Genomic DNA, 25,409 nt, shown 5'->3' on the forward strand with positions numbered 1-25,409 from the left:
ACTTGTTTTTTGTGGTATGATGATGGAATGATAGAAGAAAAAGGAGTATACGCATGGAAGAGAATTTAATGGAGCGCTGGCAGAAGGCTTTTACGGCGAATGGTTTTGATGAGCCAACGGAGATTCAAACAGCTCTTTACGGAGTGCTTAAAGCAGGAAGTGATGCGCTTGCGATTTCGCCAACTGGAACGGGGAAGACGGTTGCCTATACGCTTCCGATTCTTGAAAAAATCGAAGCGAAACCGGAACTGCAGTGGCTTGTTCTCGCGCCAAGTCATGAACTTGTGATGCAAATTGCGGATGCGATCCGTTTGTTTTTAGATGCTGATAAGAAGATTTCTGTGATGCCAATTATTGGCGGGGCTAACATAAAAAGGCAACTCGAACGACTCAAGAAAAAGCCGCAAATTATTGTGGCTTCACCGGGACGGTTGCTAGAATTAATCGAACGAAAAAAAGTGAAGATGCACAGTGTGCAGGTGGTTACACTTGATGAGGCAGATCAGTTGTTAACAAAAGAAAATAGCCGGATGACGATGGATATTGTCCGCCATGCGAAGCGGGATGTGCAGTTAGTGCTCGCTTCTGCGACGCGTCCTTTAGATCCGGATTGTTTTTTCAGGCAATTTGAGCGGGATCCCGTCGAAATGGAAGTGAAGCCGACATCGCGAGCAACGGAAAATGTAACGCATCTTTACATGGAAGTGGAAAATCGCGAGAAGGCGAGCTTGATACGGCGGATCGCTCAAGTGGAAGGGATGCAAGCACTTGTGTTTGTGCGCGATAAGCCGCGGATGGATATTTTGCTTGAAAAACTTCAATTTGATGGCGTTTCGGCTGCGGGGATTCATGGGGATTTACGTAAAGAAACCAGGCAAAAAGTATTGCGCGAATTTAAGGCAGGAAAGTTACAATATTTAGTAGTAACAGATATTGCGGCTCGTGGTCTAGATATTCCAGATTTACCTTATGTGATTCAATATGATCTTGCGGAAAGTGCAAGGGAATACACACACCGGGCAGGAAGAACGGGTCGGATGGGGAAAGCGGGAACGGTGCTGTCGTTTGTAAACCAACGGGAGCTTCGGTCGCTGAAGCAGTATTTGAAGGAGCTCGGAAAGTCAGCTCTTGCAGTTCGCTTTTTTGGCGGCAAGCTTGTTTCTCCAGAAGATGCAAAGGAAAACAAAGTGACAAAGAATACGAAGAAGAGAAACCGCTGATTTGGCGGTTTTTTTCTTGCTTAAAAACGGCTATTGCGACTTATGTGTGTAAAAGTGTATAATGGGGGCATAGCGTTTAAAGGAGCGAAGAGGATGGCGAGTAGAAAAGAGGAAGTTTTAGCCTTCTTAGATGAGCTGAATCAAAAAAACGACTGCGGTTGACGTAGCTAGTAAACTCAACATGGATCGTGCCAATGTCAGCCGTTATCTGAACGATTTGTTTAAAGAAAACAAGATCAAGAAGCTTCCAGGAAAACCTGTTTATTACGAAACTTTGAAAAATGCGCTTGCTGAAGCAAAACGCGAAAAAGGGGATGCAACGGCTTTTGATCGCTTGATCGGGTCGGATCAAAGTTTGAAGATCAGCATCCAGCAAGCGAAGGCGGCCATTCTTTATCCGCCGAATGGTTTACACACTTTAATTTTAGGAAAAACGGGAACAGGGAAATCTCTTTTTGCCGAATGCATGTATGAATTTGCTCGCGAATCGGCGGTGATCCCGCAAGATGCCCCGTTTATTTCTTTTAACTGTGCCGATTACGCTCAAAACCCGCAACTTTTATTTGGGCATATTTTTGGTGTCGTAAAAGGTGCTTATACAGGTGCGGAAGAAACACGTGATGGGCTTCTTGCGCAGGCTGATGGTGGAATTTTGTTCTTAGATGAGATTCATCGCTTGCCGCCAGAAGGGCAAGAAATGTTGTTTACGTTTATTGATAAGGGAGAGTTCAGGCCGCTTGGAGAAAGCTCGAAAGTGCACCGCGCACAAGTCGAGATCATTGGTGCGACAACGGAATCTCCAGATAATTTTTTACTTGAAACATTTACGCGGCGGATTCCCATGACGATTACTTTGCCGCAACTCGCTGAACGGAGCATGGAAGAGCGCTACCAGTTAGTGGAATTCTTTTTGAAGCAGGAAGCAAGGAGACTCAATCAGTCAATTCGTGTGCACCGGCAAGCTTTGATTGCGTTCTTGCTTTACCATGCAAGCGCAAACGTTGGGCAACTGCAACGCGATTTGAAACTTGCTTGTGCAAAGGCTTTCTTGCATTATAAGACAAAAGCTGCCAATTATATTTTGATTGAGCAAGATGATTTACCCATTCATGTTCAAAAAGGTTTACTACACATGAAGGATGAACCAGAAAAACTAAATCGTTTAATCGATGTGAATAAGACGATTTTCAAATTTGCTGATGCGAGTGAACCGGGTCCAGATCTTGTAGTAGAAGTAGATGATGTTTATCAAGCGATTCAAGATCGCGCTGAGGAGTTGCTCAAAGAAGGGAAAGATGGTAGCGAGCTTGAAGCGGAACTTTATGTAGATGTCGATCAATACTTTCATGATTACATGGAGCAACTCCCTACGCAACAGACTGCGAAAGAAATCATTGATCCTGCTATTTGGGAGTTAACGGAAGCGGTTTATCACGTTGCGGAAAAACGGCTTGAGCGCAGTTATAATGATAAGATGAGGTTTGCTTTTGCGCTTCACTTGCAAAGTACAATTGAGCGGATTCGAGAGCAAAAGCACATTGTGCATCCGGATTTGAATAACGTTCGAAAAAAAATATCCGAAGGAATTCCAAGCGGCAATTGAGCTTTCAGCGATGATTGAGCAAGCGCTTCAAATTGAAATTCCCTTTGATGAAATAGGCTTTTTAACCATGTTCTTGACGGCTGAAGTGGTGGATTCGATGTTTGTAAGCAGTGAAGCACAAGTGGAAGTTCTCGTATTGATGCATGGTCGAAGTACTGCAACAAGTATGGTTGAAACGGTCCAAGAGCTTCTTAGTATTGAAACGGGAACGGCCATTGATATGCCACTTACGATGGATGTCAAAACGATGTATGAAAAAGTGAAAAATCGTGTTTTGAAACTGGACCCGCAAAAAGGCTTGCTCATTTTATCCGACATGGGTTCTCTTGCTTCTTTTGGAAATATGTTGGTGGAAGAACTCGGGATTCGGACAAAAACAGTGACGATGACGAGCACGCCAGTTGTTTTAGAAGCAATTCGAAAAGCTTCACTCGGACGAGGGTTAGAGGATATTTATCAAAGCTGTCAGCAGCTATTTGAAAATAAATATAAAGCGCATGCGCTACGCGCTAAGCCGGTTAAAAATGCGGTTGTTTTGACTTGTTTTACGGGTGAAGGCGTTGCAGAACAGCTGCGGAAACGAATTGCCCCGATTATTGATGAAAGTAAAGTGGAGATTATCATTTTACAATTCTTGCATAAGGATGCTTTCCGTGAACGGATCGATCAATTGAAAGAGGAATTCCATATTCTAGCAATTATGGGTTCTGTTGAGTTTGAATATCAGGATATCCCGTTTTTCAGTGCGTTAGAAGTCTTTTCTGATGATGGCTTGGATATTGCGAAGCGAATTATCAGTGATGAAGTCCCTTATGAAAAATTGATTGCTTCTCTTTCGGGGAATCTTAAAGCAGTTGATTCTGTAGAGGATTTGGTTTACTTTTTGCGGAAGCTGATTTCGGAACTACAAATTCAATTGAATTTGATTCTTGAACCTGGCGTTGATATTGGGATGATTTTACACATGGCGTTCTTGATTGAGCGGATGCGTCTTGGAGCAGTTGACCGGGAATTTCCTGACTTGAACGAATTTGCTAAAAAGCACTTGGTGGAAATGCAAGTGACACAACAAATGATGGAAAATGTGGAACGTGAATATCAAATTACGGTTCCGCAATCTGAGATCGCGTATTTAACACAAATGATGCTCGCTAATCGAGTAGAAGCTTAAACTGTGAAGTGTGTAGCTTCTACACACTTCACCTTCTTGTAAAAAGAATCTAAAAACCTGGTGTGACGCTGTTTTCATTGGCATAAAACTTGCATTTAATATGAAATGAACAGTGAATCATCATTGTTGGAGGTAAAAAAGCGTGAAAAAAATTATGTTAATTTGCTCTGCCGGCATGTCGTCGAGTTTGCTCGTGCAAAAAATGCAGGAAGAAATTGCGTTACAAAAACTGGATGCAGAGGTTCTTGCCGTTGCTGAAGCAGATGTTTCGAAGTACGTTTCAGAGGTTGATGTAGTTTTGCTTGCCCCGCAAGTGCGCTTTTTAGCAAAAGGACTTAAGCGCAAATTTGGTTCACGTGAGATTCCCGTCGAAATTATTGATGCGATTGATTATGGGACGATGGATGGCAAAAATGTTTTGAATCAAGCATATGCGATGATGGAAGAAAGGGATTAAGAGTTGCGTGGCGCTCAAACTTGTGCTAAAAAAACGTTCAAAGAGAGGATTTTTAGGTTATGAGAAAATTAGGAATTTCGGTTTTTCCGCAACATGTACCACTTGAGGATTCGTTAAATTATGTGGAAATGGCAGCAAAATATGGTTTTAGTCGTATTTTTACATGTTTAATCTCAGCAAATGATAAAGAAGAATTTGCGAAGCTTGAAAAAATTTGTAAGCGTGCGAATGAACTTGGATTTGAAGTAATTGCTGATGTAGATCCAACGGTTTTTGAATCTCTTAATATTACCTATAAAGAACTTGATCGTTTTAAAGAAATCGGTCTTGCTGGACTTCGATTAGATCTTGGTTTCTCAGGTTCTGAAGAAGCGGAAATGTCATTTGATGATAATGATTTGATGATTGAACTAAATATTAGTAACGGAACAAGTTATGTGAATAATATTTTGAGTTATGAAGCCAATCGAGCGAATATCATTGGTTGCCATAATTTCTATCCACGTCGCTACACGGCTTTGTCACGTGAACAATTCTTACGGACTAGTAAGCAATTTAAAGAATTAAACTTGCGAACAGCCGCTTTTGTTTCTTCAAATGAAGGAGAATATGGGCCATGGTTTGTCGTAGATGGGGGACTTCCAACCCTTGAAGAACACCGCGGAATGGATATTGCGGTTCAAGCGAAAGATCTTTGGAATACAGGGCTTATTGATGATGTGATTGTTGGAAATATGTTTGCTTCTGAAGCGGAATTAAAAGCTTTGAGTGAACTAAATCGCAATGAACTTGAGCTTTCTGTTGAGTTTGTGGATGAAGCCACTGCTACTGAAAAAGAGCTCGTCTTGACACAAAAACATTTCAATCGTGGTGATGTGTCTGCATATGTGATCCGTTCGACGATGACACGTGTGAATTACAAGCAGTATGATTTCGCACCCCATGACACGGTTTCGCTTGAATTAGGCGACGTGACGGTTGATAATAATGGCTATGAGCGTTATAAGGGCGAAATGCAAATCGCGCTTCAAGCGATGGAGAATTCAGGAAATACGAATGTTGTAGCACGGGTAGTGCCAGAAGAACGTTATTTACTTGAAACGATTCAACCTTGGCAACACTTCCGTTTGATTGAAAAAAACAAATGATATCTAAGCCCGTCTTGTTTACTTAGCGAATGAGACGGGCTTTATTTAATAGGATACACTAGCAATCATCTATCCATTCATTGTGCTTGTTTTTGGGTTAACAAAGCGATTTTTTTAAGGAGGAGAAATATGAAGCCTAAAGTTGGATTTATTTGTGTGCACAACTCTTGCCGTAGTCAAATGGCGGAAGCGCTCGGGAAATGGCTAGCAAGTGAGACTTTTGAAAGCTTTTCCGCAGGAACCGAAAGTGTCCCTAAAATCAACGAAGATGCTATACAAACGATTTATGATCTATATCAATTTGATATGTCACAACAAAGGTCAAAAACATTAGAAACCATTCCAGAAGTGGATATCGTGATTACAATGGGGTGTAATGTGCAATGTCCGCAAGTCAAATGTAGTCACCGTGAGGACTGGGGACTTGATGATCCTACGGGTAAGAGTCAAACAGAGTTCGAAAGGACTGCAAAAACAATCGAGAAAAAAGTTTTAGATTTAAAAAGACGAATCGAAACGGGCAAGATTGATTATGAGAATCCTAAGGTTAGAAACTAACCTTAGGATTCTTTACTACTGAGTGCTGAAAAAAGCTTTCGAGTTTCTTTGATATGATAGAATAGAATGGAGCTATTTTTAATTTTACATATCCTACAAATGGAACGTGGAATAAGTGGGGGGAATTCGTTTTAACTTAAGATCGATTAACCACAAGGAGGGAAATGATGTGAAAAGGTATATCGCTTTGCTGCGAGGAATCAATGTAAGCGGCAAAAATAAAATAGTCATGACGGAATTAAAAACAGGATTTGAAGAACTTGACTTTGTTGAGGTTACAACGCATCTAAATAGTGGAAATGTGATTTTTTCCAGTAGACTTGAAGACACACTACTACTTGCTAAAAATATAAAATCAATGATTAAAAATAAGTTTAACTTAGAATTACCTGTTCATGTCCTTTTACAAGAAGAACTAAAGGAAATTATTGAAAATGCGCCTGATTGGTGGGGAAATGCGGATAAGGCCATCTACGACAATTTGATTTTTCTCTTGTTCCCTTTAGTTTATGAGACGTTTTACGATGAAATGGGGAGTCCTAAAGTCGAGTTTGAGAAAATACATCATCATAAAAATGTTGTTTTCTGGTCATTCAGTCGAAAAGACTATCAGAAAACAAATTGGTGGTCAAAAACTGCCAACTCGAATGTAAAAAATAAGATCACTATTCGTACAGCGAATACGGTTAGAAGAATAGCGGGAATGTGATTAGAAAAGCTTGTCTTAAAGACTCGAAAATGTAGACGAATAAAATAAGACCGCTTTTTTGGCTTATTTTTGTGTAACGCTACATAATGTTAAAAATTAAAATCCGAAGCCTCAGCCCCATTTCAGCCCCAAACAACAAAAAACGAGCTCGATAAAAATCGAAACTCATTCTCGCGTCATCTATTAGAACTTTAAAATAAACGTCCCCTGTAGGAATCGAACCTACAACTAAACCTTAGGAGGGTCTTGTAATATCCATTTTACTAAGGGGACAAGATGAATGAACGTTTCAGGCAAAAAGAAGCCCAACGGTTTTATTCTAGCAAAATTCCCCATTTTTTTCAAATAAAAGACCGCTAAATCAACGTTAGCGGTCTTTTTATTATTTGGAGATCATTTTGACATAATCAAGTGATTTGCCAGTTCCAATTGCTACGGATTTAAGCGGTTCTGGCGCCATATGTACGGGAACATCGATCCGCTCAACTAGCCATTCTTTAAATCCTTGGATAAGTGCTCCGCCCCCTGTAAGTACGATACCTCGATCAACAATGTCCCCACTAAGTTCAGCTGGGCATTTTTCAAGTGTGAGACGAATTGCTTCGAGAACGCGTTCAAGCAATTCCTCAATTGCACTTTGAATTTCATTGGAGGAGATTGTGACAGTTTCTGGAAGACCAGTTACAAGATCACGTCCACGAATTTCTGCTTTAAGTTCTGCATGCGGAACTGGTGCATAGGCAAGTTCTTTTTTCACTCGCTCTGAAGTAGCTTCACCAATTAATAAATTATATTCTTTACGAATATAGTTAATAATTTCTTCATCAATGTGATCGCCCCCAGTTCTTATGGAAGTACTTGAAACAACGCCTCCGTAAGAAATAATAGCGATTTCTGTCGTTCCCCCGCCAATATCAACTACTGTATTAGCAACAGGTTCAGAAACTGGAAGATCTGCGCCAATCGCAGCTGCTACGGGCTCTTCCATCAAAACTACAGATTTTGCTCCAACCGCTTGCACGGCATCGCTAATTGCACGGCGTTCTACAGAAGTAGCGCCACTTGGTGTTGAGACGACGACATTGGGTTTACGAAAACTTCCTTCAGAAGCATTGATGCGCTTCATAATTTGTTGAAGTAAACCGCTCGTTACGTCAAAATCGGCAATTACGCCTTCACGCATTGGGCGGACGATTGCAATATTCGCAGGTGTTTTTCCCATCATTTCTTTTGCTTCATGTCCAAAAGCAAGGACATCATTCGTGTTTGTATCAACCGCCACAACGGATGGTTCATCTAAGATAATTCCCTTTTCTTGGTTGTAAACTAAGATATTGGCCGTTCCTAAGTCAATACCGATTGTAGTAGTTCCAAACATTTCAACACCACTTTCTATTTTTACACTTATTTTTACAGTTACAAAATATGTCTGTTATTTTTTCCCTGCTTTGTCTAATTTAAACGAAAATCACAGAAATGACAAGAATTTGTTAACTAAATGAAAAATGAGCACTCAGATAGAGTGCTCAGATCGTGAACTGTTTTCATATTTGACATACATAATATAATAGATGATTCCGCTTAAGAATGCGAGTAACGCAATGAGCGAAAAGGTGAAAAAATATCCGATTGCTGCAGAGAGCGTAATCGCAAGTGGTGCAATTACTTTTCCAAGGTTATATCGCAAACCAGCGGCGGAAAAATACATTGCTCGCTTGTCTTCTGGTGCTAATTTTGAAACAAAGTTTTGCTGAATCCCAACTGTCATAAGCTCAGCAAAACTATAGAGAATAATAGCTACAATGGCTCCGTAAGGGGTTGCGATGGCGGCAAAAAGAAAGAGCGCTATACCGAAAAGAAAGGAAGAGTTCATAAATACAAATTTTTCCTGATAGCGACTCATCATTCGCGTTACAAAAACGGTAAGTGCAGCCACGAAAAAACCATTAATCGAGACAATGAATCCGAAAAGTTGTTCGCCTGTTAACGAAATCCCAAGCACCATGGAATTGCCAATTTTTTCTTTAATAAAAAGTGGGAAAAGCAAGTCAAGTTGCATCGTTGCTTGAGCAATAATGATCCCGGCTAAAATGTAAAGAAAGAAAATTTTATCTTTAAAAATAAGGGTATAGTTTTTGATTTGCTCCACGATAACAGAGCCAAGTGATTTGCTACTTTGCGCTTTTCGTAGTTCGGGATTTAAGGCAAGCGGTGCCGTTTCGTGCCCAAACTTTTGCAATAAAATAAGCAAAACAAGATCGAAAAAGGCGATCGCCAGTAATGTTTCAACTGTAAAGTCATGAAAGACAATCGAACCAAGGATAGGCCCAACAACAACGGCCACGTTGACCATCATATAGAAAATGGAGTAAACATGACTTCGGTGTCTTGGATCAACAACGTCGGCGATCATCGCTTGACTGGCGGGTTGATAAAATGACATGAAAATACTTGCAAGCGTGAAGCCTGCAAAAGACAGGTAAGGGGAATGCATAAAAGATGTGGCGCCGAGAGCGAAAATTAAGAAGCCAACTCCTTCACCAATTACCGAAATGCTCATCATCCGTTTCCTGCCATAAGTATCTGCAAAATAGCCACCAAAAAGGGCAGTAATAACTGCTAAAATTTGTGAAAATATAAGTAACATGCTTGTTAATGCGCGTCCAATCGAATCCGAAAAATAAAGCGTCAGAAAGGGAAAGACCGTCCAAAAAGAAATATCGAGCAGTGCTTCCCCAAATAGACGCACTTTTAAATTGATGTCCCAATCTCTAAATTTCATGCATATACCTTCTTTCGTTCAGTTTTCGCTTTCTCTAAAGAAGAAAATGTAACGAAATGCACGGCATATATGTTCAGTGAAAAAAGGAATTAGAAAGCCCAGTCCCCATTTCTGAAGACAGGCAAAGTTTCGCCGCTTTCTGTAACGCCATCAATATCCATTTTATTTGAACCAATCATAAAGTCAACGTGAACAAGACTCGTATTCACACCACGATCATCTAATTCTGCACGCGTCATGTTTTCGCCGCCTTTAATGTTGAAAGCATAGGCGCTTCCAATTGCCAAGTGATTCGAAGCATTTTCATCAAACAATGTATTATAAAAAAGAATACCACTTTGTGAAATGGGGGAAGGATCGGGTACGAGGGCCACTTCACCAAGGTAATGTGAGCCTTCATCCGTCGAAACTAAATCTTCAAGGATCGCTTGTCCTTGTTCGGCTTCCACTTTGATTATTTTTCCATCTTCAAAAGTGAGTTTGAAGTTATCAATGATATTTCCAGCGTAACTAAGCGGTTTTGTGCTTGAAACATAACCGTTTACACTTGTTTTTTCAGCACAGCAGAAAACTTCTTCGGTTGGCATATTTGCCATAAATTCGTGTCCTTTTTCATTGTAACTGCCTGCGCCAACCCAAACATGATCTTTTGGAAGTCCAATATAAAGATCTGTTCCAGGGGCTGTATAGTGAAGTGTTTTGAATTGTTTTTCATTTAAATCTTTCGCTTTTGCATAAAGTGTTTCATCATGCTTTTTCCAAGTTTTGATTGGATCGGCCGTATTGATACGTGTCGTTTCAAAAATAGTTTCCCATAATTTCGGCACTTGTTCAGCTTCTGGTAGATCCGGGAAAACTTTTTCAGCCCAGCCAAGAGAAGCAGCCGCAACAACCGTCCAGCTAATCGCATTTGACATCGTTAACTCACGAAATTCTTTAAGCGCTTCACCCATCGCTTTTTGCCCAGCCGCGATTTTTTCTCCGTCAACACCCTTTAAAAGATCCGGGTCTTCTGAGACGATGGAAATAAAACAAGCTCCTTCTTTCGCAAGCTCTGTCCGTTCTTTTACACGGTATTCCGGGGCCTCTTCAAAAACAGAAAGTGGGGCACCTTTGTAGCGCTCTAGTGTAACTCCTTCGTCCGCCCAGTTTACGATAACATCTTTTGCTTTTACAAGAAACGCATGTTTCGCAATTAAACGAACTAGTGGGGCTGAATCAATGCTTGCATTGATTACCACTTTTTGCTCAGGTTGGACATTGACCCCAGTTTTGACGATTAACTCTGCATATTTGTCTAATTTTTCATTAAAAGTTGTCATTATTTCACACCTCTCTTAAATGTCATAAATTTATAGTAGCGCAAAATGAAGCGGAAAGCAACGGGATTTGGAACCTTTTAAATAAAACTAATTTTCTGCTATTTATAGTTTTTTACCTTATTTAAATAAAAAAAGCGTTACTTTACGACAAATTTGTGAACCTTTTGGTAAAGTTGTTTTTAGTAAGCAGTTTTCTGCTATAATAAAAAGAAAACGAGATGGGATTTATGTATATGAGGATTTTCATTAGCATTTTGTCATTTGTTGTTGCGATTATTGGGATGATTAACCAAATACAAATCGCTGACCGCCTGCAAATTAATATTTTTACAATTTCTGATCAAGCCATGGATATCTTTGGTTACATCATCACGGTTGGAATGATCGTTGCTGGAATTTTATATTTGTACGGGAAACAGAATCGCAAACGAAGTGTTTGTGCGGTGATTTTATGGGCGCTTCTAGGTTTTAGTGGTTTCTTCATGGAGCCTGTCTATGGCACTTTGCTTTTTTTTACGTCCAGTTGCATGTACGATCTGTAGTATTCTTGCACTCTTTGTATTTATTCCTAAAAGTCAGCATTAAAAAAGATGCCAGAAGGGCATCTTTTTTCATTTATTATGCATTTTCAAGTAAAACATCTACATATTTTTTCGTATACGCTTCAGCGCGTTCTACATCATCTTCATCTGGATCTAAGTCAACTTTTAGTCCTTCAACAGGAACAATCGCGCCTTTTTCTTTTAAGCGCGTCTCAACAAGGTCAACTGTTAGGCAAAATTCATCATAAAAAGTATCACCAGAACCGAATGAAGCACAAACTTTCCCAGAAAAGTCAACATCGGCCATATCTTCATAAAAATCAACGAATTCATCAGGAAGCTGACCATCATCATACGTATAGCCACCGATTAAGGCGCCATCATAATCAAGCAGTTCTTCTGGCTCAACGTTAATACATTCTTCAATTTCAACTTCAATATCATATTTTTCTAGTTCTTCACCAAGGATATCAGCGATTTCCTGTGTATTTCCCGTCATGCTTGCGTAAACAATCATCACTTTTGCCATTTTCTCATACCACCATTTTCTGAAAAATTTTTTTAAAAAAGTTATCTGCATGATAACTTTATGAATGGATTCACTAACACTTCTATTATAAATGTCTTGCTGAATTGTGCAACCTTTTTTTTGTCGATTGCTTTCTTTTCTTTTACTCGAGCGTTATAATTAAGGATAGTGGATTTTCTAGGAGAGGATGAAACAGACGATGATTACACTTAAATCACGCCGCGAAATTGATGAAATGAAAAAAGCCGGCGATATTTTAGTTGAAACGCATAAAGAAATTGCTAAAATGATTAAACCTGGTATCACAAGCTGGGACATTGAAGTTTTTACTGATGAATTCTTGCGTAGCAAAGGTGCGACACCGGAACAAAAAGGGTTTGAGGGGTATGAATATGCAACTTGTGCAAGCATTAATGATGAAATTTGTCATGGTTTCCCAAGAAAAACGCCTTTACAAAATGGCGATATCATCACGGTAGATATGGTTGTGAACTATCACGGAGCACTCGCAGACTCTGCTTGGACTTATGCAGTTGGCGATGTTTCTGATGAAGTCAAACACTTAATGGATGTTACCCGTAAGTCACTTTATTTGGGAATTGAACAAGCACAAGTTGGTAATCGGATTGGAGATATTGGTCACGCCATTCAAACTTATGTAGAAGGTGAAAACTTAAGTGTAGTTCGTGAATTCATTGGGCACGGGATTGGACCAACCCTTCATGAAAAGCCAGAGGTGCCACATTATGGTGCGTCTGGAAAGGGACCGAGGCTAAAAGAAGGGATGGTCATTACGATCGAGCCAATGGTAAATATCGGAGGCTGGAAAGCAAAAATGGATGATAACGGCTGGACAGCGAGAACCGTGGATGGTTCTTTATCCGCGCAGTATGAACACACGATTGCCATTACGAAAAACGGACCAGAGATTTTAACTTATCAAGGCGAAAATGAGTAACAAACAAAAAACTGCAACAGTGATGTTGCAGTTTTTTTAAAGGAGGAAATGAAGATGAGTGAAAAAGCCTCGGTACGCCGTTCAAGTATTCCTTTTACTGTGGAACGATTGGTCCATGAATTTCAAAATGCAGGAATAAAAAAAGGAGATACGATTATTTTTCATGCATCGCTTTCGCAAGCTGGATGGGTTTGTGGGGGAGCGATTGCTATAATTAATGCGCTTCAAAGTCTTTTAACTAAAGAAGGAACCCTTGTTATGCCAGCGCAAACAGGAGGATTAAGCGACCCGAAGTTTTGGGAAAATCCACCAGTTCCAGAAGAGTGGTGGGAGGAAATCAGGCAAAATATGCCACTTTTTGATAAAGATAGGACGCCAAGCACTGGCATGGGCGTGATTGCAGAAAGCTTTCGTGCTTTAAAAGATGTTGTGAGAAGTGACCACCCTTACTATTCATTTACAGCGTGGGGCAAACATGCTGATAGGATAGTAGAAGGACATTCATTAGCTCATGGCTTTGGAGACGAGTCTCCACTTGGAAAACTTTATCAACTGAAGAAGTGTAAAATTGTTTTGTTTGGCGTTGATCATGATAAAAATACTTCGCTACATTTAGCGGAAGAACGCTCTACGAAAATTCCAGTTAAGATGGGAACTGCTGCTAAATTGCAAGCAGGAAAACGTGTTTTTGAGAGCTACGAGGAAAAAGCGTATAATAGTGATCAATTTTTAGAAGTGGGGGAAGCATTTGAAAAGGCGCAAGGAGACTTTAAAACTCAAATCGCCCTTGCACCTTCTAAAATTTTTGAGATGAACTCTTTAGTTGACTTTGCTACAGATTATTTTGACCGTTAATTTTTTTCGAATCGAACTCAACTCTTCAGCAAACATTTGCATTTCCCGTGGACTGAATGAATTTTTTCGAGAAATGAGTTGATACAGTTCCACCAATAGATCGTAGTGAACTTGTTCTAACTTCATATTTTCAAATGCGGATGCATTCACCATTTTTAGTTTTTCAGTGATTTTTTTGAGAATGAAATCCACATTTTCTTGACTGGGTTGTTCCAAATTCATTTTTTATTCCCCTTTTGCTCGTAATATTGAAGATTTTATCATAAAATAAGAGGACATGCGAGTTTCATTGGTTTATAATCGAAAGAAGGGTCAGCACTTCATTCTATCGAAGGGAGGGAGAAAGTTGTGCTAAAAAAAATAACGAGCAATCGATTTTACCGAGTTACGAAATTAATCATTCGACAGATCGGTAAAAATGATGTTTCTGGGAATGCAGCGCAGTTAGCCTATTACATGCTGTTTTCTATTTTTCCAATGCTTTTAATTGCAGCAACTTTGCTTGCATATGTAAATATTGATAGGGATTCAGTGTTTAATTTAATTCAAGAATTTGCTCCAAAAGAAATCATCAAGTTTTTAGAGGGGAATCTTGATTCGCTCTTATCAAAACGAAACGGGGGACTACTCTCCATTGGGATTATTGCTACATTGTGGTCTGCATCAAACGGAATGAATGCAGTAACTAAAGCTTTAAATAAAGCTTATAATGTAACAGATCGGCGCAATTTTATTTTACAGCGGCTCTTGTCAATGGTTTTTACCGTTGCCATGATTGCCACAATTGGGGTCACTTTGATCTTACTTGTATTTGGTCAGCAAATCGGACTTTTTATTTTTAATCATTTACATGTTTCAAAAGAATTCGTTGATTTTTGGAATAATACACGGTGGCTAATTACAGTAGTAGTGATCTTTGTTGTCTTTGTCTTTTTATACTGGGTTGCGCCAGCTAAACGAAATCGTTTCTTAGGTGTCCTGCCGGGAGCCATTTTTTCAACGGTTGGTTGGTCTATCACTTCGCTTGGCTTTGCGTATTACGTAAACAACTTTGCTAACTATTCTGCAACTTATGGAAGTATTGGAGTCATCATCATTTTGATGTTATGGTTTTATTTAACAGGAATTATTTTAATGGTTGGTGGAGAGCTCAATGCAGCTTTTGCAGTATTGAAGCAAAAACGAGTCATTGGTGAAATCAATTAAAGGATAGCAAAAAATAGCCCTTTATCCTGACTGGATAGGGCTATTTTTAAATGATGTTATTTGGATTGTCATCTTTTTTGCTAGGAGTCATGTTGATACATGGCTCTTTTTTCAGGGCTACCCTTTTAATCAGTGGGTCGCTGATGAATGTATGCAAGCTTTGTTCGGATTGCTTGCATAACTTCATAGGCATCCTCACTATTTGTAATGTCAATTTGGTCAATGTCAAAAACAAGTGTCGCGCTTTTGTCATAACTTTCAAACCAGCTATCATAGCGTGCGTGAAGTCGCGTATAGTATTCAAGCAAGCCAGGATTTTCATCGATTTGCTCGTAGGGGCGCCCACGCTTTTTAATTCGCTCAAGCACTGTTTCGAGGCTGCCCCTTAAGTAGATCATCAAATCAGGCGCTTTCTTCGGAAGAGTTCCTAGTTCTTCCATCATGTTGTCGAGTAGGTCGAGATAGGTGTCCATTTCAGGCGATGAGATATTGCCTTCTTCATAGTTGATTTGTGTAAAAAGCGCATCTTCATAAATGCTTCGATCTAAGACGTTATTTTCGTCACGCAACGCAGCTTTAATACTGCGAAAACGTGTGTTTAAAAAATAAATTTGTAAGGCAAAGGCCCAGCGAGCTGGGTCATCGTAAAACTTTTCGAGAATTCGGTTGTCCGTGATACTTTCGTAAAAGGCAATCGAACCAAGTTCTCTTGCGATGAGTTCTGTGTAGCTGCTTTTTCCAGCTCCAATCATTCCAGCAAGTACAATCACGTTTTTTTCCATTCCTTTCAAGAGAAGGCCTCCCTTAGTCTAAAGCCATTCTCATTCATTATACTAAAAAGCGGTGACAAAATAAAAGTTTTTTGATAGTATGGATGAAGAATTGAAACGGAGGAGATGTGGTTGGACGGAGCGAAGGTAAAAGTGGGACAGACTTTTCCGCTTGAAATTAAAAGAATGGGGATAAACGGTGAAGGAATCGGTTATCATAAACAAACGGTAGTATTTACACATGGTGCGCTTTCCGGTGAAGAGGTAGTGGCTAAAGTAACAAAGGTTTTTCCAAATTATTGCGTGGCAAAAGTGGAAAAGATCAAACGCCAATCGGAATTTCGCGTAACACCGCCCTGTCCGGTCTATGAAACATGCGGGGGCTGTGAGCTGCAACACCTAAAATATAGTGCGCAGCTTGACTTGAAAAAGGATTTGTTGATCCAAGCACTGGAAAAGCACACCAAGTTTAATATTAAAAAACTGAAAATCCGTGAAACAATCGGAATGGAAGAGCCTTTCCGCTACCGGGGAAAAAGTCAATTTCAAGCTCGAATGGTTGACGGGAAGCTTAGAACGGGGCTATATGCGCGTGAAAGTCATGAACTTGTGCCGATTGAAGATTGCCTCGTCCAAGATGCGCGAACGGTGGAACTCACAAATGCAGCACGCGACATACTCAACCAACTGGGCGTAAAAGCGTATGATGAACGCAAAAAATCAGGAGATATTCGAACGATAGTTGTTCGTGTAGGAGTGAAAACTGGGGAAGCGCAACTTGTTCTTGTAACGACGAATAAGCATTTTAACGGCAGACGAAGCTTCATTGAAGAAATCACGAAGCAGTTCCCAAATCTTGTCTCCATTATGCAAAATGTAAAAGAAGATGATAGCTCACTTATTTTCGGACCTGAAACTGAAAAGCTTTTTGGGCAGGAACAAATGACAGAGGAGCTATCCGAAATGAAATTCGATTTGTCGGCTCGCGCCTTCTTCCAGCTTAACCCTAGTCAAACTGAAAAGCTCTACGAAGAAGTTCTAAAAGCGCTAACGTTAACGGGGGAAGAAAGTCTTGTGGATGCCTATTCTGGTGCAGGCACAATCGGTCTTTATCTTGCTCGGAAAGTGCGTGAAGTGCGCGGCATGGACGTTGTCGAAGAAGCAGTGCTTGATGCTACGCGAAATGCACAAAAAAAACGGAATTACAAATGCAAACTATACAGTTGGAACTGCGGAACAAGTCTTTCATTCGTGGCAAGATGAAGGTTATAAACCGGATATTGTTGTAGTGGATCCACCGCGAACTGGGCTTGAAACTGGCTTGCTTCGTTCGATTTTACAGGTGAAGCCGAAACAGCTCGTCTATGTTTCTTGTAATCCAAGTACACTCGCGCGTGATTTGGCTCAGCTTGAAAAGCGTTACCGGATTCGGTATTTGCAGCCAGTAGATATGTTTCCCATGACGGCTCAGGTCGAATGCGTTGTGAAGCTAACATTAAAATCTAATCCCAAAAAGAAATAAACCGTATGTCATCAGCCGGTTAATCGGCTGATGACATACGGTTTTTTTGAGTCATTAAACTGATAAGTATTGCCACAATTAAATTAGCAAGAAGCGGTAAGAAACCAATATTGATGTCGCTGATAACCGTCGGTAAGTTTGGAAATAAAGTGGAAAGTGTCATGCTGTAATTACTAATAAAGATGGTAATTAAAATGCCAACAGCCATTCCTGCGAAAGCTCCTTCTTTCGTAAGCGGGTTTTTCTTTAGGAGGCTTGCAAAGAGTGCGGGACAGAGCTGAACAATCAGACTGTAACCCACTTGCAAGATGGCTGCTAGTGCGTTTCCACCTTGAAAAACAAATAAACAAGCAAGTCCACCAAGAATTGGAACAAAACATTTAGACCAGAAAGCAACACGTGCATCGTTTGGTTTTGTTTTCCAACCAAATACGATATTTTTAGAAACAAGCGTACTCGCAGTCATCAAAAGCATCGCCCCTGGTACAAGAGCAGTGAGCATGCCAGCAGCCCCGATAATTCCAACGAAGAAGGGGTCAAAGCTTTTGATCGATAGTTGAATCAAAGCAAGATCACTTTCCTCTCCCGTAAGACCTGGAACTTGTAAAACCGCCGTAAATCCGATAAAAAGAACAAATAAAAGCATTAATGTATAGAGTGGACTGATGATGGCGTTTTTTCGGAAAGTATTCGCATTTTTGGCAGTAAAGGTAGAGGCGAAAACTTGTGGCCACATGTAAAAGCCAAGCACATAAAATAAAACGGTGCTGATAAACCACGTAATACTATAGGTTGTTTTTGGAAAGGTTAGAAGCTCAGGTTTAAAAGCTTCTACTTGTTTGAAAAGCTCGGAAAAACTACCATAATAGTGAAGTGGCAAGTATATACCCATAAAGACGATCACAAATAAAATCATTAAATCTTTTAAAACAGATATCCAAGCTACCCCACGAATGCCAGATAGGACTGAGTACAAAACAATGGCGAGTGTGCCAATAATGATAGCTATATTCATTGGAATTCGTCCATAAGAAGTCAAAGAAACGATGATGCCAAGTCCCTTTAACTGAATGACAATGATAGGAATGATCGCAATGACACCGATCGCAGCGACAAAAATACCGAGCCCGCGACTTTGATATTTCCTAGCAAAGAAATCAGACTGTGAAACGAGTTGATGCTTATTCGCATATTCCCAAATGAGTGGAAGTAAAAAATAAGAAGTAACATAAGAAAGAGAAATATAGACCATTACATAAATGGCTGATACCCCTTTAGAGTAGGTCCAACCACTTCCACCTAGAAAAGAAAAAGTTGTATAGACTTCTCCCGCCGTGAGCAAGAAAACAAAAACGGTGTTAAAGCTTCGATTTCCCACTGTCCAGTTTTGTAAAGTCATCTTCTGTTTCTTTCGCGCACGCAGCGCAAGAAAAATCGTTAAAATAAAAAAAAGCCGATATGACGAAAAGAGAGGTCAAGAACGGTCATCTCCTTTCTTTTTTTCAAAATAGTAAAGAAGGAGAACAGAAAGCGAAGAAAGCACTGTGCCGATAGCGATCCAAAATAATAAAAAAGGGATGCCTAAAATATGTGGCTCAATGCGATTGGCAAATGCGGCACCGCCAAGAATGAATAAGAAGGGAACGAGTAAAATCCCTTTTCTCATGATTTACGTCACTCCTTTATTGTAAAATAGCCCAAACAATGATCGCATAAAAAAGTAGTAGTCCAGCAACGACAGAAATTGAGATTTTGATGAGCAATTTTTTATTGGATGAATTTTTTTGTGACATGGTGAAGGCTCCTCTCCGTTTTTTCTATAGATAAGAGTACCACAAAATCGCGAAAAAAAAGCTAGTTGAGTACAAATTCTTCTAGTGAAAACACTAGGTTCTTGCTTGAGAAATATGTTATATTTTTGATGTTAAAATAGAAAAGTGAAAAATAAAGTGAATAAGACCCAAATAGGAGGAATGAAAAATGAGCGAAAACATCTATGACAATCCAGATTTCTTTAACAGCTATAGTCAAATGGAGCGAAGTAAAAAAGGTTTGGAAGCGGCGGGCGAATGGCACACATTAAAAGAAATGCTCCCCGATTTTACTGGGAAGCGGGTACTTGATCTTGGCTGCGGCTATGGTTGGCATTCGGTCTACGCGGCAGAACAAGGAGCAACTTCTGTTACCGGTGTCGACATTTCTGAAAAAATGTTACAAGTAGCGCGCGCTCAAACTAACCTTGAAGCCGTCGAATATTTACATGAAGACATAGAGAAAGTCCGGTTTGAAAAGGATTCCTTTGATATTGTTATCAGTTCACTAGTTTTTCATTATGTAGAAAAATTTGATGAGTTAGTAAAAAAAAGTGCACCACTTCCTAAAAGCAAACGGAACATTTATCTTTTCCATTGAACATCCTGTATTTACAGCAGAGGGTTCGCAAGACTTTATTTACGATGAAGATGGAAATATCATTTCTTTTCCGGTCGATCACTATTTTGATTCAGGTAAAAGAACGGTTCACTTTTTGGGTCAAGATATGACAAAATATCACCGGACAATTACACAGTATTTCGAGAGTTTACGCCAAAACGGTTTTAGGGTAGACCAATTAAAAGAACCCACGCCGGGAGAAGAGATGCAAGATATCCCTGGAATGCGAGATGAGTTTAGGCGCCCCATGATGTTGATCTTTTCAGCAACGAATATCAAATAAAACAAGAAAAAGCAGGTGAGGAGCCTGCTTTTTCTTGTTTCTAACGGAGCTCATTTTGAACAGCATCATGCAGTAACTTAGCCGCGCCAGTACCCGCCTTATCGTCATAATAAGCAGTAAAACGCGGATCAGCAAGGTACATTTCAACAATTCCGAGATGTGCTTCTTCCGAATAGCTAGGCCAAAAATAGCTAAGCCATGCTTTGTGGGTTTGAAAAACTTCCTGCTCCAAGTCCTTCGTTACTTCAGCTTGCATCTTTATAAGCAGTTCAGATAAGCGCGCATCCAGTTGTGTCACTTTTTGATAGTCTGCTTCGCTCATGTTTGCCACCTTGTGATTACTTTTTTTCGATAATCTCTTCTCCGTACTTTTCACGAATTTCAGTGCCAAATTTTTCTTCATTTTGAGAAATGAGATCTGCTTTAAAAGCTTCAAATTTTTCTTGATCACTCATCGTTATCTTTCCTTCCTTCGCTTGAAGAGTCTTCTCAACAGTTGCAATAAGCCTCTTCAAGCGTTTTTTCTTTTTTGGAGGAGTTCCGCGTAATGCTTTTTAAGCGCCTCTTTTTCATCAAACTTAGGGTTTTCTAAGATTTCCTGAATAGCCGGAAGGCTCACTTCCATTTCGCGATAGAATAAAATTTGCTGAAGCAAATCTACTTGTTCTTGTCCGTAAATTCGGTAGCCATTTGAACTGACTCGTGCCGGCTTGAGTAGCCCAATTTCATCATAATATCGCAGTGTACGTGGACTCACACCGGCGAGAGTTGCCAATTTTTGAATCGTGTATTCCACGAAAATCACCTCCACATTCATAGTTTAAAGGTTTACGTAACGTTAAGGTCAAGCTTTTTTATGTGACAACTTTCTTTCGAAAATGTAAGCTTACATTTTCTTTTCATTCGAGAGGCAATCTGCTACACTAGAAAGAGAAATCATTAGAGAGGGCGGGCACTTCATGCAAGTCAAGCAATTAAAATATCTGATGCTTTGTTTTCCGCTCCTATACTTAGGATATGGCATTTTTTTAGCCGTTCAATTTGGAAGTCGACCGGAATTCATTAATGCGGTTGTTAACGGGCTCTTTTTGCTCGCGATTACGGCAATCCTTATAAAACTAGCACACCTTAAAAACGGCCTTGATTTTGTTTGGTTTTCCGTTTTTATTTTGTATATATTTGTCCTGCACCATCTCGTTACTTATATTGCTGCAGGAGATTTTGCAAATAGTACGTATACAGGGGATTTTCACATTCAAAAAGACTTAATCAATTTGGAACCTTTTACAACGATTGAAAATACATTTCGGCAAACCTTGCCGACAATGCCAACAGTTATACAAATTATTGGTAATGCGTTGATGCTTGCACCGCTATCTTTTTTCTTATTATATTTTAAAGTAGTAAAAAGAGGAAGCATCGCGATTTTGATCGTCTTTTTCACATCGTGTGGAATCGAACTCATTCAGTTCATTCAAACGACACTCGTCACTGGGTTTAGTGGCTTAGCACTTCCATCAGGTCGATCAACGGATATTGATGATGTGATTTTAAACACACTAAGCGGTTCAGTTGGCGTACTCTGTATTTATCTTGTTCCGGCATTTCGTAAACGGGTGAAAGGCAGACGGAAACGGAAATAAGACTTTTTGATCAAAGGAGAATGAAAATGAAAGAGAAATTACTACAAGCCTACGATTTTTTTCAAAGAAACAGCAAGGTTGTTAAAATCGTTTTTATATCCTTCATCATGCTATTTGTCATTTACGAAGTTTTTAACATCGCGACAACGATCGATTTTCATGTGCTCAAAAAGAATATGACTTCACAAAGTCCAGAAACCTTGTTATTGATGGTTTTAATTGGACTTATCGCGGTTACCCCCATGCTTATTTATGACTTTGTTATCGTGAAACTTTTGCCAGGAAAATTTTCAACAATGCACGTCATTGCTTCTGGCTGGATCACAAATACCTTTACGAATATCGGAGGCTTCGGAGGCGTACTTGGCGCATCTCTTCGGGCAAGCTTTTATGGAAAAAATGCCTCCCATAAAGAAATCTTACTTGCGATTTCAAAGATTGCACTTTTCCTTGTCTCTGGGCTATCGATTTACTGCTTAGTAGGGCTTGCAACTTTACCGATTCCAGGCTTTGCAGATCACTTTCGTAGCTTTTGGCCATGGCTTTTAGGAGGCGGCCTTTATTTCCCTGTTTTGTTCATTGTTACAAAATGGAAAAGCAAATCTCTTTTCGAAGATTTGCCCCTTAAACGTGAAGCCTCTTTGATCTCTGCTTCTTTGCTGGAGTGGGGGGTTGCCTTTCTCTGCTTTGTAGCAATTGGCTTTCTCATGAATGAACCAGTCGATTTGATGAAGGTTTTCCCGCTCTTTGTGATTGCTTCTGTTATTGGAATCGTTTCAATGGTTCCAGGAGGGGTTGGGACCTTTGACCTCGTCATGCTTTACGGGCTTGATCAGCTAGGCGTTTCAAATGAACTCGCGATCGTCTGGTTGCTATTTTACCGAGTTTTTTACTACATTATTCCATTCCTTGCCGGCCTTTTGTTCTTCGTTCAAAAAGCTGGAAAACGACTGAATGATTATCTAGAAAATCTTCCTTTTCTCTTTTTACAAAAAGTGGCTCACCGCTTTTTAGTGTTATTTGTTTATTTTAGCGGCTTAATGTTGATCTTATCGTCCGTCTTACCCTTTGCGATTTATCATGTGCCGTTTCTTTACAAATTGATGCCCTTTAGCTTTTTGTTTATCTCGCAAGTAACGAATGTCGCATTCGGCTTTTTGTTACTGGGGCTTGGAAGAAGCATCGAAAGCAAAACCAAAAAAGCTTATATCGCAACCGTGATTGTACTTGGCTGTGCGATTTTCAATACACTTGCACGCGTATTTTCCATTAAGCAAGCGATTTTTCTCGGTATTGTGCTTCTCTGTGTATTTTTGGCACGCAAAGAATTTTACCGAGAGAAATTTGTTTATACATGGAGCAAAATTTATTTTTGATGCCCTTATTTTCCTAGTTTGCTTAGTTGGCTACGTGATTATCGGCATCTATAATTCACCCAAAGTGATCCATAAAAAAGCGATTCCCGAGTATCTAGAAATTGCCTCCGAACATATTTGGCTTACTGGTTTTATTGGAATGCTCATTGCCATCATTTGCCTTATTGTCATCTACATCTATCTATCGCAATCTCCAAAACCATTTGGTTCACCATTTCAAGAAAAACGCGTACGCGACCATCTTGAAAAATGGGGTGGCAATGAAGTGAGTCATACCATCTTTTTACGTGATAAACTTCTTTTCTGGGCACAAGACGGAGAGGTACTTTTTGCCTTTCGGATCATCGCCGACAAAATGGTCATTATGGGAGAGCCTATTGGAAACGAAAAAAAAACGCAATGCAGCGATATTAGAGCTGATGGAAGAAGCCGATAAGTTTGGCTACCGACCTGTATTTTATGAAGTAAAAGGTGATATGCTTGCCTACTTGCATGAAATGGGCTTTGATTTTATCAAATTAGGCGAAGAAGGGTATGTTGATGTAACAGACTTTTCGCTTTCCGGTAAAAAGAAAAAAGGCGAGCGTGCTTTGATGAATAAATTTGAGCGGGAAGGTTATCAGTTTGAAATTCTAACCCCGCCATTTGATGGAGAAACTTTTAAAACCCTTCGCAAACTTTCAGATGAGTGGCTTTCGGGCCGTACCGAAAAAGGATTTTCGCTTGGCTTCTTTGATTCTTATTATTTAAACCAAGCAGATATAGCCGTTGCAAGAAACGCGGATGGAGAGATTATCGCATTCGCTTCCATCATGCCGGCTTACACGGATGAATTAACCTCGATCGATTTGATGCGCTACGGAAAAGACGCACCTTCAGGTATCATGGATTTTCTATTCATCAAACTATTTGAAGATGCGAAAGAAAAAGGCTATCAAACCTTCAATATGGGAATGGCGCCGCTCGCGAATGTGGGTGAATCACAATATGCCTTTTTAGGAGAACGCTTGGCCGGCCTTGTTTACCGTTACAGCCAAGGCTTCTATAGCTTTAAGGGATTAAGAAACTACAAAGCCAAATATGTAACCACTTGGGTGCAAAAATTTGTTGCTTACAGAAAGCGTAGCTCGATTGCCTTTACAATGCTCCAATTGATGCTCCTTGTTGGTAAAAAGAGACCGCTTAAGAAAGGGCAGATTCTTCTCGAAGTGCCCCTCTCAGATGCGAATCCAGATGAACCGAAAACGAAGGATGAATAAATGCAGTACCGAAATTTTTTTCTGATTTGAGTTGATCGTAGAACGATTCGTCACTGTATTCGCTAAACATGAACTTCACATATCGCAAGAAAAAAAGCTTGGAAGTAGCTGACAAACACTAAATGTCAGTAGCACTTCCAAGCTTTTTTTAATCAATTAAGTCGTTTAAAGCAAGGTCAATCGTATCAAAATAGAATTCAAAATGGTGAGAGACGAGCTGCTCGGGATATACACGATGACTATCTAAAATGGCAGCCGCCTTGTCTCCCAGTGCAAATTTGATCGCAGTTTCTGGAATGGTCAGGAGGGAAGGTCGGTGTAATTTCTCAGCCATTTTCATAGCAAACTGCTTCTCCTGGACGGGATGAGGGGAAGTGAAATGGACGATCCCAGTTAAGCTTTCATCGTTTGCGACAAAACGAACCGCGCGCACAAGGTCATCAATATGAATCCACGAATACCACATTTCACCGGTGCCAAATTTCCCGCCGAGCCCGCTTCGAAAGACTTTTTCAAAAGATGGGAAGGCTCCTCCTTCTCGGCCTAGCACGAGCCCGAATCGAGCGATAACGAGCCTGATTCCAAGCTTCTCTACTTCGGAAGCCGTTTTTTCCCACTCAGTGACAGTTCTTCCAAGAAATGAAGCCCGCTTTGGATGTTCTTCTCTATAGTAATCGGAATAGATTTCCGTATAGGATGGGGGATAGCCACCAACTGCACTGGCGTTGATCCAAACATCTGGCTTTTGCGGTTGATGTTTGATGATGGCAAGTAAAGCTGCAGTTGCTTGAATTCGACTATCCACAATTTCTTTTTTCCGTATTGCGGTCCATCTTTTAGAAGCTAGGTTTGCTCCAGCAAGATTAAGGACTAGGTCAAAATGAATGTCACTCAAATCAGGAAGCGAAATGTCATCTTGCAGCCACTGAATGAAATGAATGTTCTCGAAGGAAGCTCGTTTTTCCCGTGTTAAAATATAAACTTGATCTCCTGTTTCCATATAGGACTTCGTTAATCGCCTGCCGATTAATCCAGTTCCTCCGGCAATTAAAATATTCATTTC

19 protein-coding genes, 1 tRNA gene and 5 pseudogenes are annotated in these 25,409 nt (G+C 40.1%); 14 read left to right on the forward strand and 11 right to left on the reverse strand.

What is annotated here, in order from left to right:
- The first annotated feature begins 53 nt into the window (after positions 1-53).
- The 6 genes and pseudogenes from MAQA_RS06055 to MAQA_RS06080 all read left to right on the forward strand — a co-directional run bounded on the left by MAQA_RS06055 (position 54) and on the right by MAQA_RS06080 (position 6,866).
- A complete protein-coding gene (locus MAQA_RS06055; protein WP_052008493.1) occupies positions 54-1,220 on the forward strand; it encodes a DEAD/DEAH box helicase in 1,167 nt (388 codons plus the stop codon).
- 93 nt (positions 1,221-1,313) lie between these two features.
- Positions 1,314-3,994 (forward strand): annotated as a pseudogene (locus MAQA_RS06060) (sigma-54-dependent transcriptional regulator).
- Between the two features lie 142 nt (positions 3,995-4,136).
- A complete protein-coding gene (locus MAQA_RS06065) occupies positions 4,137-4,451 on the forward strand; it encodes a PTS sugar transporter subunit IIB (protein WP_036072289.1) in 315 nt (104 codons plus the stop codon).
- Positions 4,452-4,510: 59 nt separating this feature from the next.
- Positions 4,511-5,599, forward strand: coding sequence for a DUF871 domain-containing protein (locus MAQA_RS06070; RefSeq protein ID WP_036072291.1), 1,089 nt, complete (start codon positions 4,511-4,513; stop codon positions 5,597-5,599).
- Positions 5,600-5,728: 129 nt separating this feature from the next.
- Positions 5,729-6,157: an arsenate reductase/protein-tyrosine-phosphatase family protein gene (locus MAQA_RS06075; RefSeq protein WP_036072293.1), complete on the forward strand. Its 429-nt coding sequence runs from the start codon at positions 5,729-5,731 to the stop codon at positions 6,155-6,157.
- A gap of 169 nt (positions 6,158-6,326) precedes the next feature.
- The gene (locus tag MAQA_RS06080; RefSeq protein WP_036072295.1) at positions 6,327-6,866 is read left to right on the forward strand and encodes a DUF1697 domain-containing protein; all 540 of its coding nucleotides are present in this window, start codon (positions 6,327-6,329) and stop codon (positions 6,864-6,866) included.
- Positions 6,867-7,067: 201 nt separating this feature from the next.
- Here MAQA_RS06080 and MAQA_RS06085 read toward each other — a convergent pair.
- The 4 genes from MAQA_RS06085 to MAQA_RS06100 form a co-directional block, all read right to left on the reverse strand.
- Positions 7,068-7,139: transfer RNA gene (locus MAQA_RS06085), tRNA-Arg, on the reverse strand.
- 109 nt (positions 7,140-7,248) lie between these two features.
- Positions 7,249-8,244: a rod-share determining protein MreBH gene (mreBH, locus tag MAQA_RS06090; protein ID WP_036072297.1), complete on the reverse strand. Its 996-nt coding sequence runs from the start codon at positions 8,242-8,244 to the stop codon at positions 7,249-7,251.
- A gap of 135 nt (positions 8,245-8,379) precedes the next feature.
- Positions 8,380-9,648: an MDR family MFS transporter gene (locus MAQA_RS06095; RefSeq protein WP_036072298.1), complete on the reverse strand. Its 1,269-nt coding sequence runs from the start codon at positions 9,646-9,648 to the stop codon at positions 8,380-8,382.
- Positions 9,649-9,737: 89 nt separating this feature from the next.
- Positions 9,738-10,970 (reverse strand): aminopeptidase, encoded by a 1,233-nt coding sequence (locus tag MAQA_RS06100; RefSeq protein ID WP_036072299.1) that lies wholly within the window; start codon positions 10,968-10,970, stop codon positions 9,738-9,740.
- A gap of 233 nt (positions 10,971-11,203) precedes the next feature.
- On the opposite strand from MAQA_RS06100, the gene MAQA_RS06105 reads away from it, so the two are divergent.
- Entirely contained in the window at positions 11,204-11,512 is a 309-nt protein-coding gene (locus MAQA_RS06105) for a hypothetical protein (protein ID WP_241463128.1), read from the forward strand.
- Positions 11,513-11,588: 76 nt separating this feature from the next.
- Here MAQA_RS06105 and MAQA_RS06110 read toward each other — a convergent pair whose 3' ends face one another.
- Entirely contained in the window at positions 11,589-12,041 is a 453-nt protein-coding gene (locus tag MAQA_RS06110) for a flavodoxin (protein ID WP_036072300.1), read from the reverse strand.
- 199 nt (positions 12,042-12,240) lie between these two features.
- Between MAQA_RS06110 and map the strand changes: the two genes are divergently transcribed.
- Both map and MAQA_RS06120 read left to right on the forward strand, forming a co-directional pair.
- Positions 12,241-12,999 (forward strand): type I methionyl aminopeptidase, encoded by a 759-nt coding sequence (gene map, locus MAQA_RS06115; RefSeq protein ID WP_036072340.1) that lies wholly within the window; start codon positions 12,241-12,243, stop codon positions 12,997-12,999.
- Between the two features lie 54 nt (positions 13,000-13,053).
- On the forward strand, positions 13,054-13,854 hold the full coding sequence (locus MAQA_RS06120) for an AAC(3) family N-acetyltransferase (protein WP_036072301.1): 801 nt from the start codon (positions 13,054-13,056) through the stop codon (positions 13,852-13,854).
- Here MAQA_RS06120 and MAQA_RS06125 read toward each other — a convergent pair.
- Positions 13,819-14,076, reverse strand: coding sequence for a DUF1128 domain-containing protein (locus MAQA_RS06125; RefSeq protein ID WP_052008494.1), 258 nt, complete (start codon positions 14,074-14,076; stop codon positions 13,819-13,821). The genes MAQA_RS06120 and MAQA_RS06125 overlap by 36 nt on opposite strands.
- Before the next feature lie 126 nt (positions 14,077-14,202).
- On the opposite strand from MAQA_RS06125, the gene MAQA_RS06130 reads away from it, so the two are divergent.
- Entirely contained in the window at positions 14,203-15,060 is an 858-nt protein-coding gene (locus tag MAQA_RS06130; protein ID WP_036072303.1) for a YihY/virulence factor BrkB family protein, read from the forward strand.
- Positions 15,061-15,185: 125 nt separating this feature from the next.
- Here the strand turns inward: MAQA_RS06130 and MAQA_RS06135 are convergent, their stop codons facing one another.
- Positions 15,186-15,842, reverse strand: a complete 657-nt coding sequence (locus tag MAQA_RS06135; RefSeq protein ID WP_420911938.1) for a deoxynucleoside kinase — start codon at positions 15,840-15,842, stop codon at positions 15,186-15,188.
- 120 nt (positions 15,843-15,962) lie between these two features.
- On the opposite strand from MAQA_RS06135, the pseudogene rlmD reads away from it, so the two are divergent.
- Positions 15,963-17,352, forward strand: a pseudogene (gene rlmD, locus MAQA_RS06140) (23S rRNA (uracil(1939)-C(5))-methyltransferase RlmD).
- Positions 17,353-17,371: 19 nt separating this feature from the next.
- Here the strand turns inward: rlmD and MAQA_RS06145 are convergent.
- Both MAQA_RS06145 and MAQA_RS06150 read right to left on the reverse strand, forming a co-directional pair.
- Positions 17,372-18,796 carry a sodium:solute symporter family protein gene (locus tag MAQA_RS06145; protein WP_036072307.1) on the reverse strand — a complete coding sequence of 475 codons (1,425 nt, stop codon included), beginning with the start codon at positions 18,794-18,796 and terminating at the stop codon, positions 17,372-17,374.
- A 30-nt stretch (positions 18,797-18,826) separates the two neighbouring features.
- Positions 18,827-19,018, reverse strand: coding sequence for a DUF3311 domain-containing protein (locus MAQA_RS06150; protein WP_036072309.1), 192 nt, complete (start codon positions 19,016-19,018; stop codon positions 18,827-18,829).
- A gap of 314 nt (positions 19,019-19,332) precedes the next feature.
- Here MAQA_RS06150 and MAQA_RS06155 point away from each other — a divergent pair.
- Positions 19,333-20,068, forward strand: a pseudogene (locus MAQA_RS06155) (class I SAM-dependent methyltransferase).
- Positions 20,069-20,108: 40 nt separating this feature from the next.
- Here the strand turns inward: MAQA_RS06155 and MAQA_RS06160 are convergent.
- Positions 20,109-20,864, reverse strand: a pseudogene (locus MAQA_RS06160) (MerR family transcriptional regulator).
- Between the two features lie 163 nt (positions 20,865-21,027).
- Here MAQA_RS06160 and MAQA_RS06165 point away from each other — a divergent pair.
- Positions 21,028-21,711 (forward strand): VanZ family protein, encoded by a 684-nt coding sequence (locus MAQA_RS06165; protein WP_036072311.1) that lies wholly within the window; start codon positions 21,028-21,030, stop codon positions 21,709-21,711.
- A 26-nt stretch (positions 21,712-21,737) separates the two neighbouring features.
- A pseudogene (gene mprF, locus MAQA_RS06170) lies at positions 21,738-24,346 on the forward strand (bifunctional lysylphosphatidylglycerol flippase/synthetase MprF).
- Between the two features lie 148 nt (positions 24,347-24,494).
- Here the strand turns inward: mprF and MAQA_RS06175 are convergent.
- The gene (locus tag MAQA_RS06175; RefSeq protein ID WP_036072344.1) at positions 24,495-25,406 is read right to left on the reverse strand and encodes a TIGR01777 family oxidoreductase; all 912 of its coding nucleotides are present in this window, start codon (positions 25,404-25,406) and stop codon (positions 24,495-24,497) included.
- Between the last annotated feature and the right edge of the window lie 3 nt (positions 25,407-25,409).

Source organism: Listeria aquatica FSL S10-1188 (genome assembly GCF_000525795.1).
Lineage (GTDB): Bacteria > Bacillota > Bacilli > Lactobacillales > Listeriaceae > Listeria > Listeria aquatica.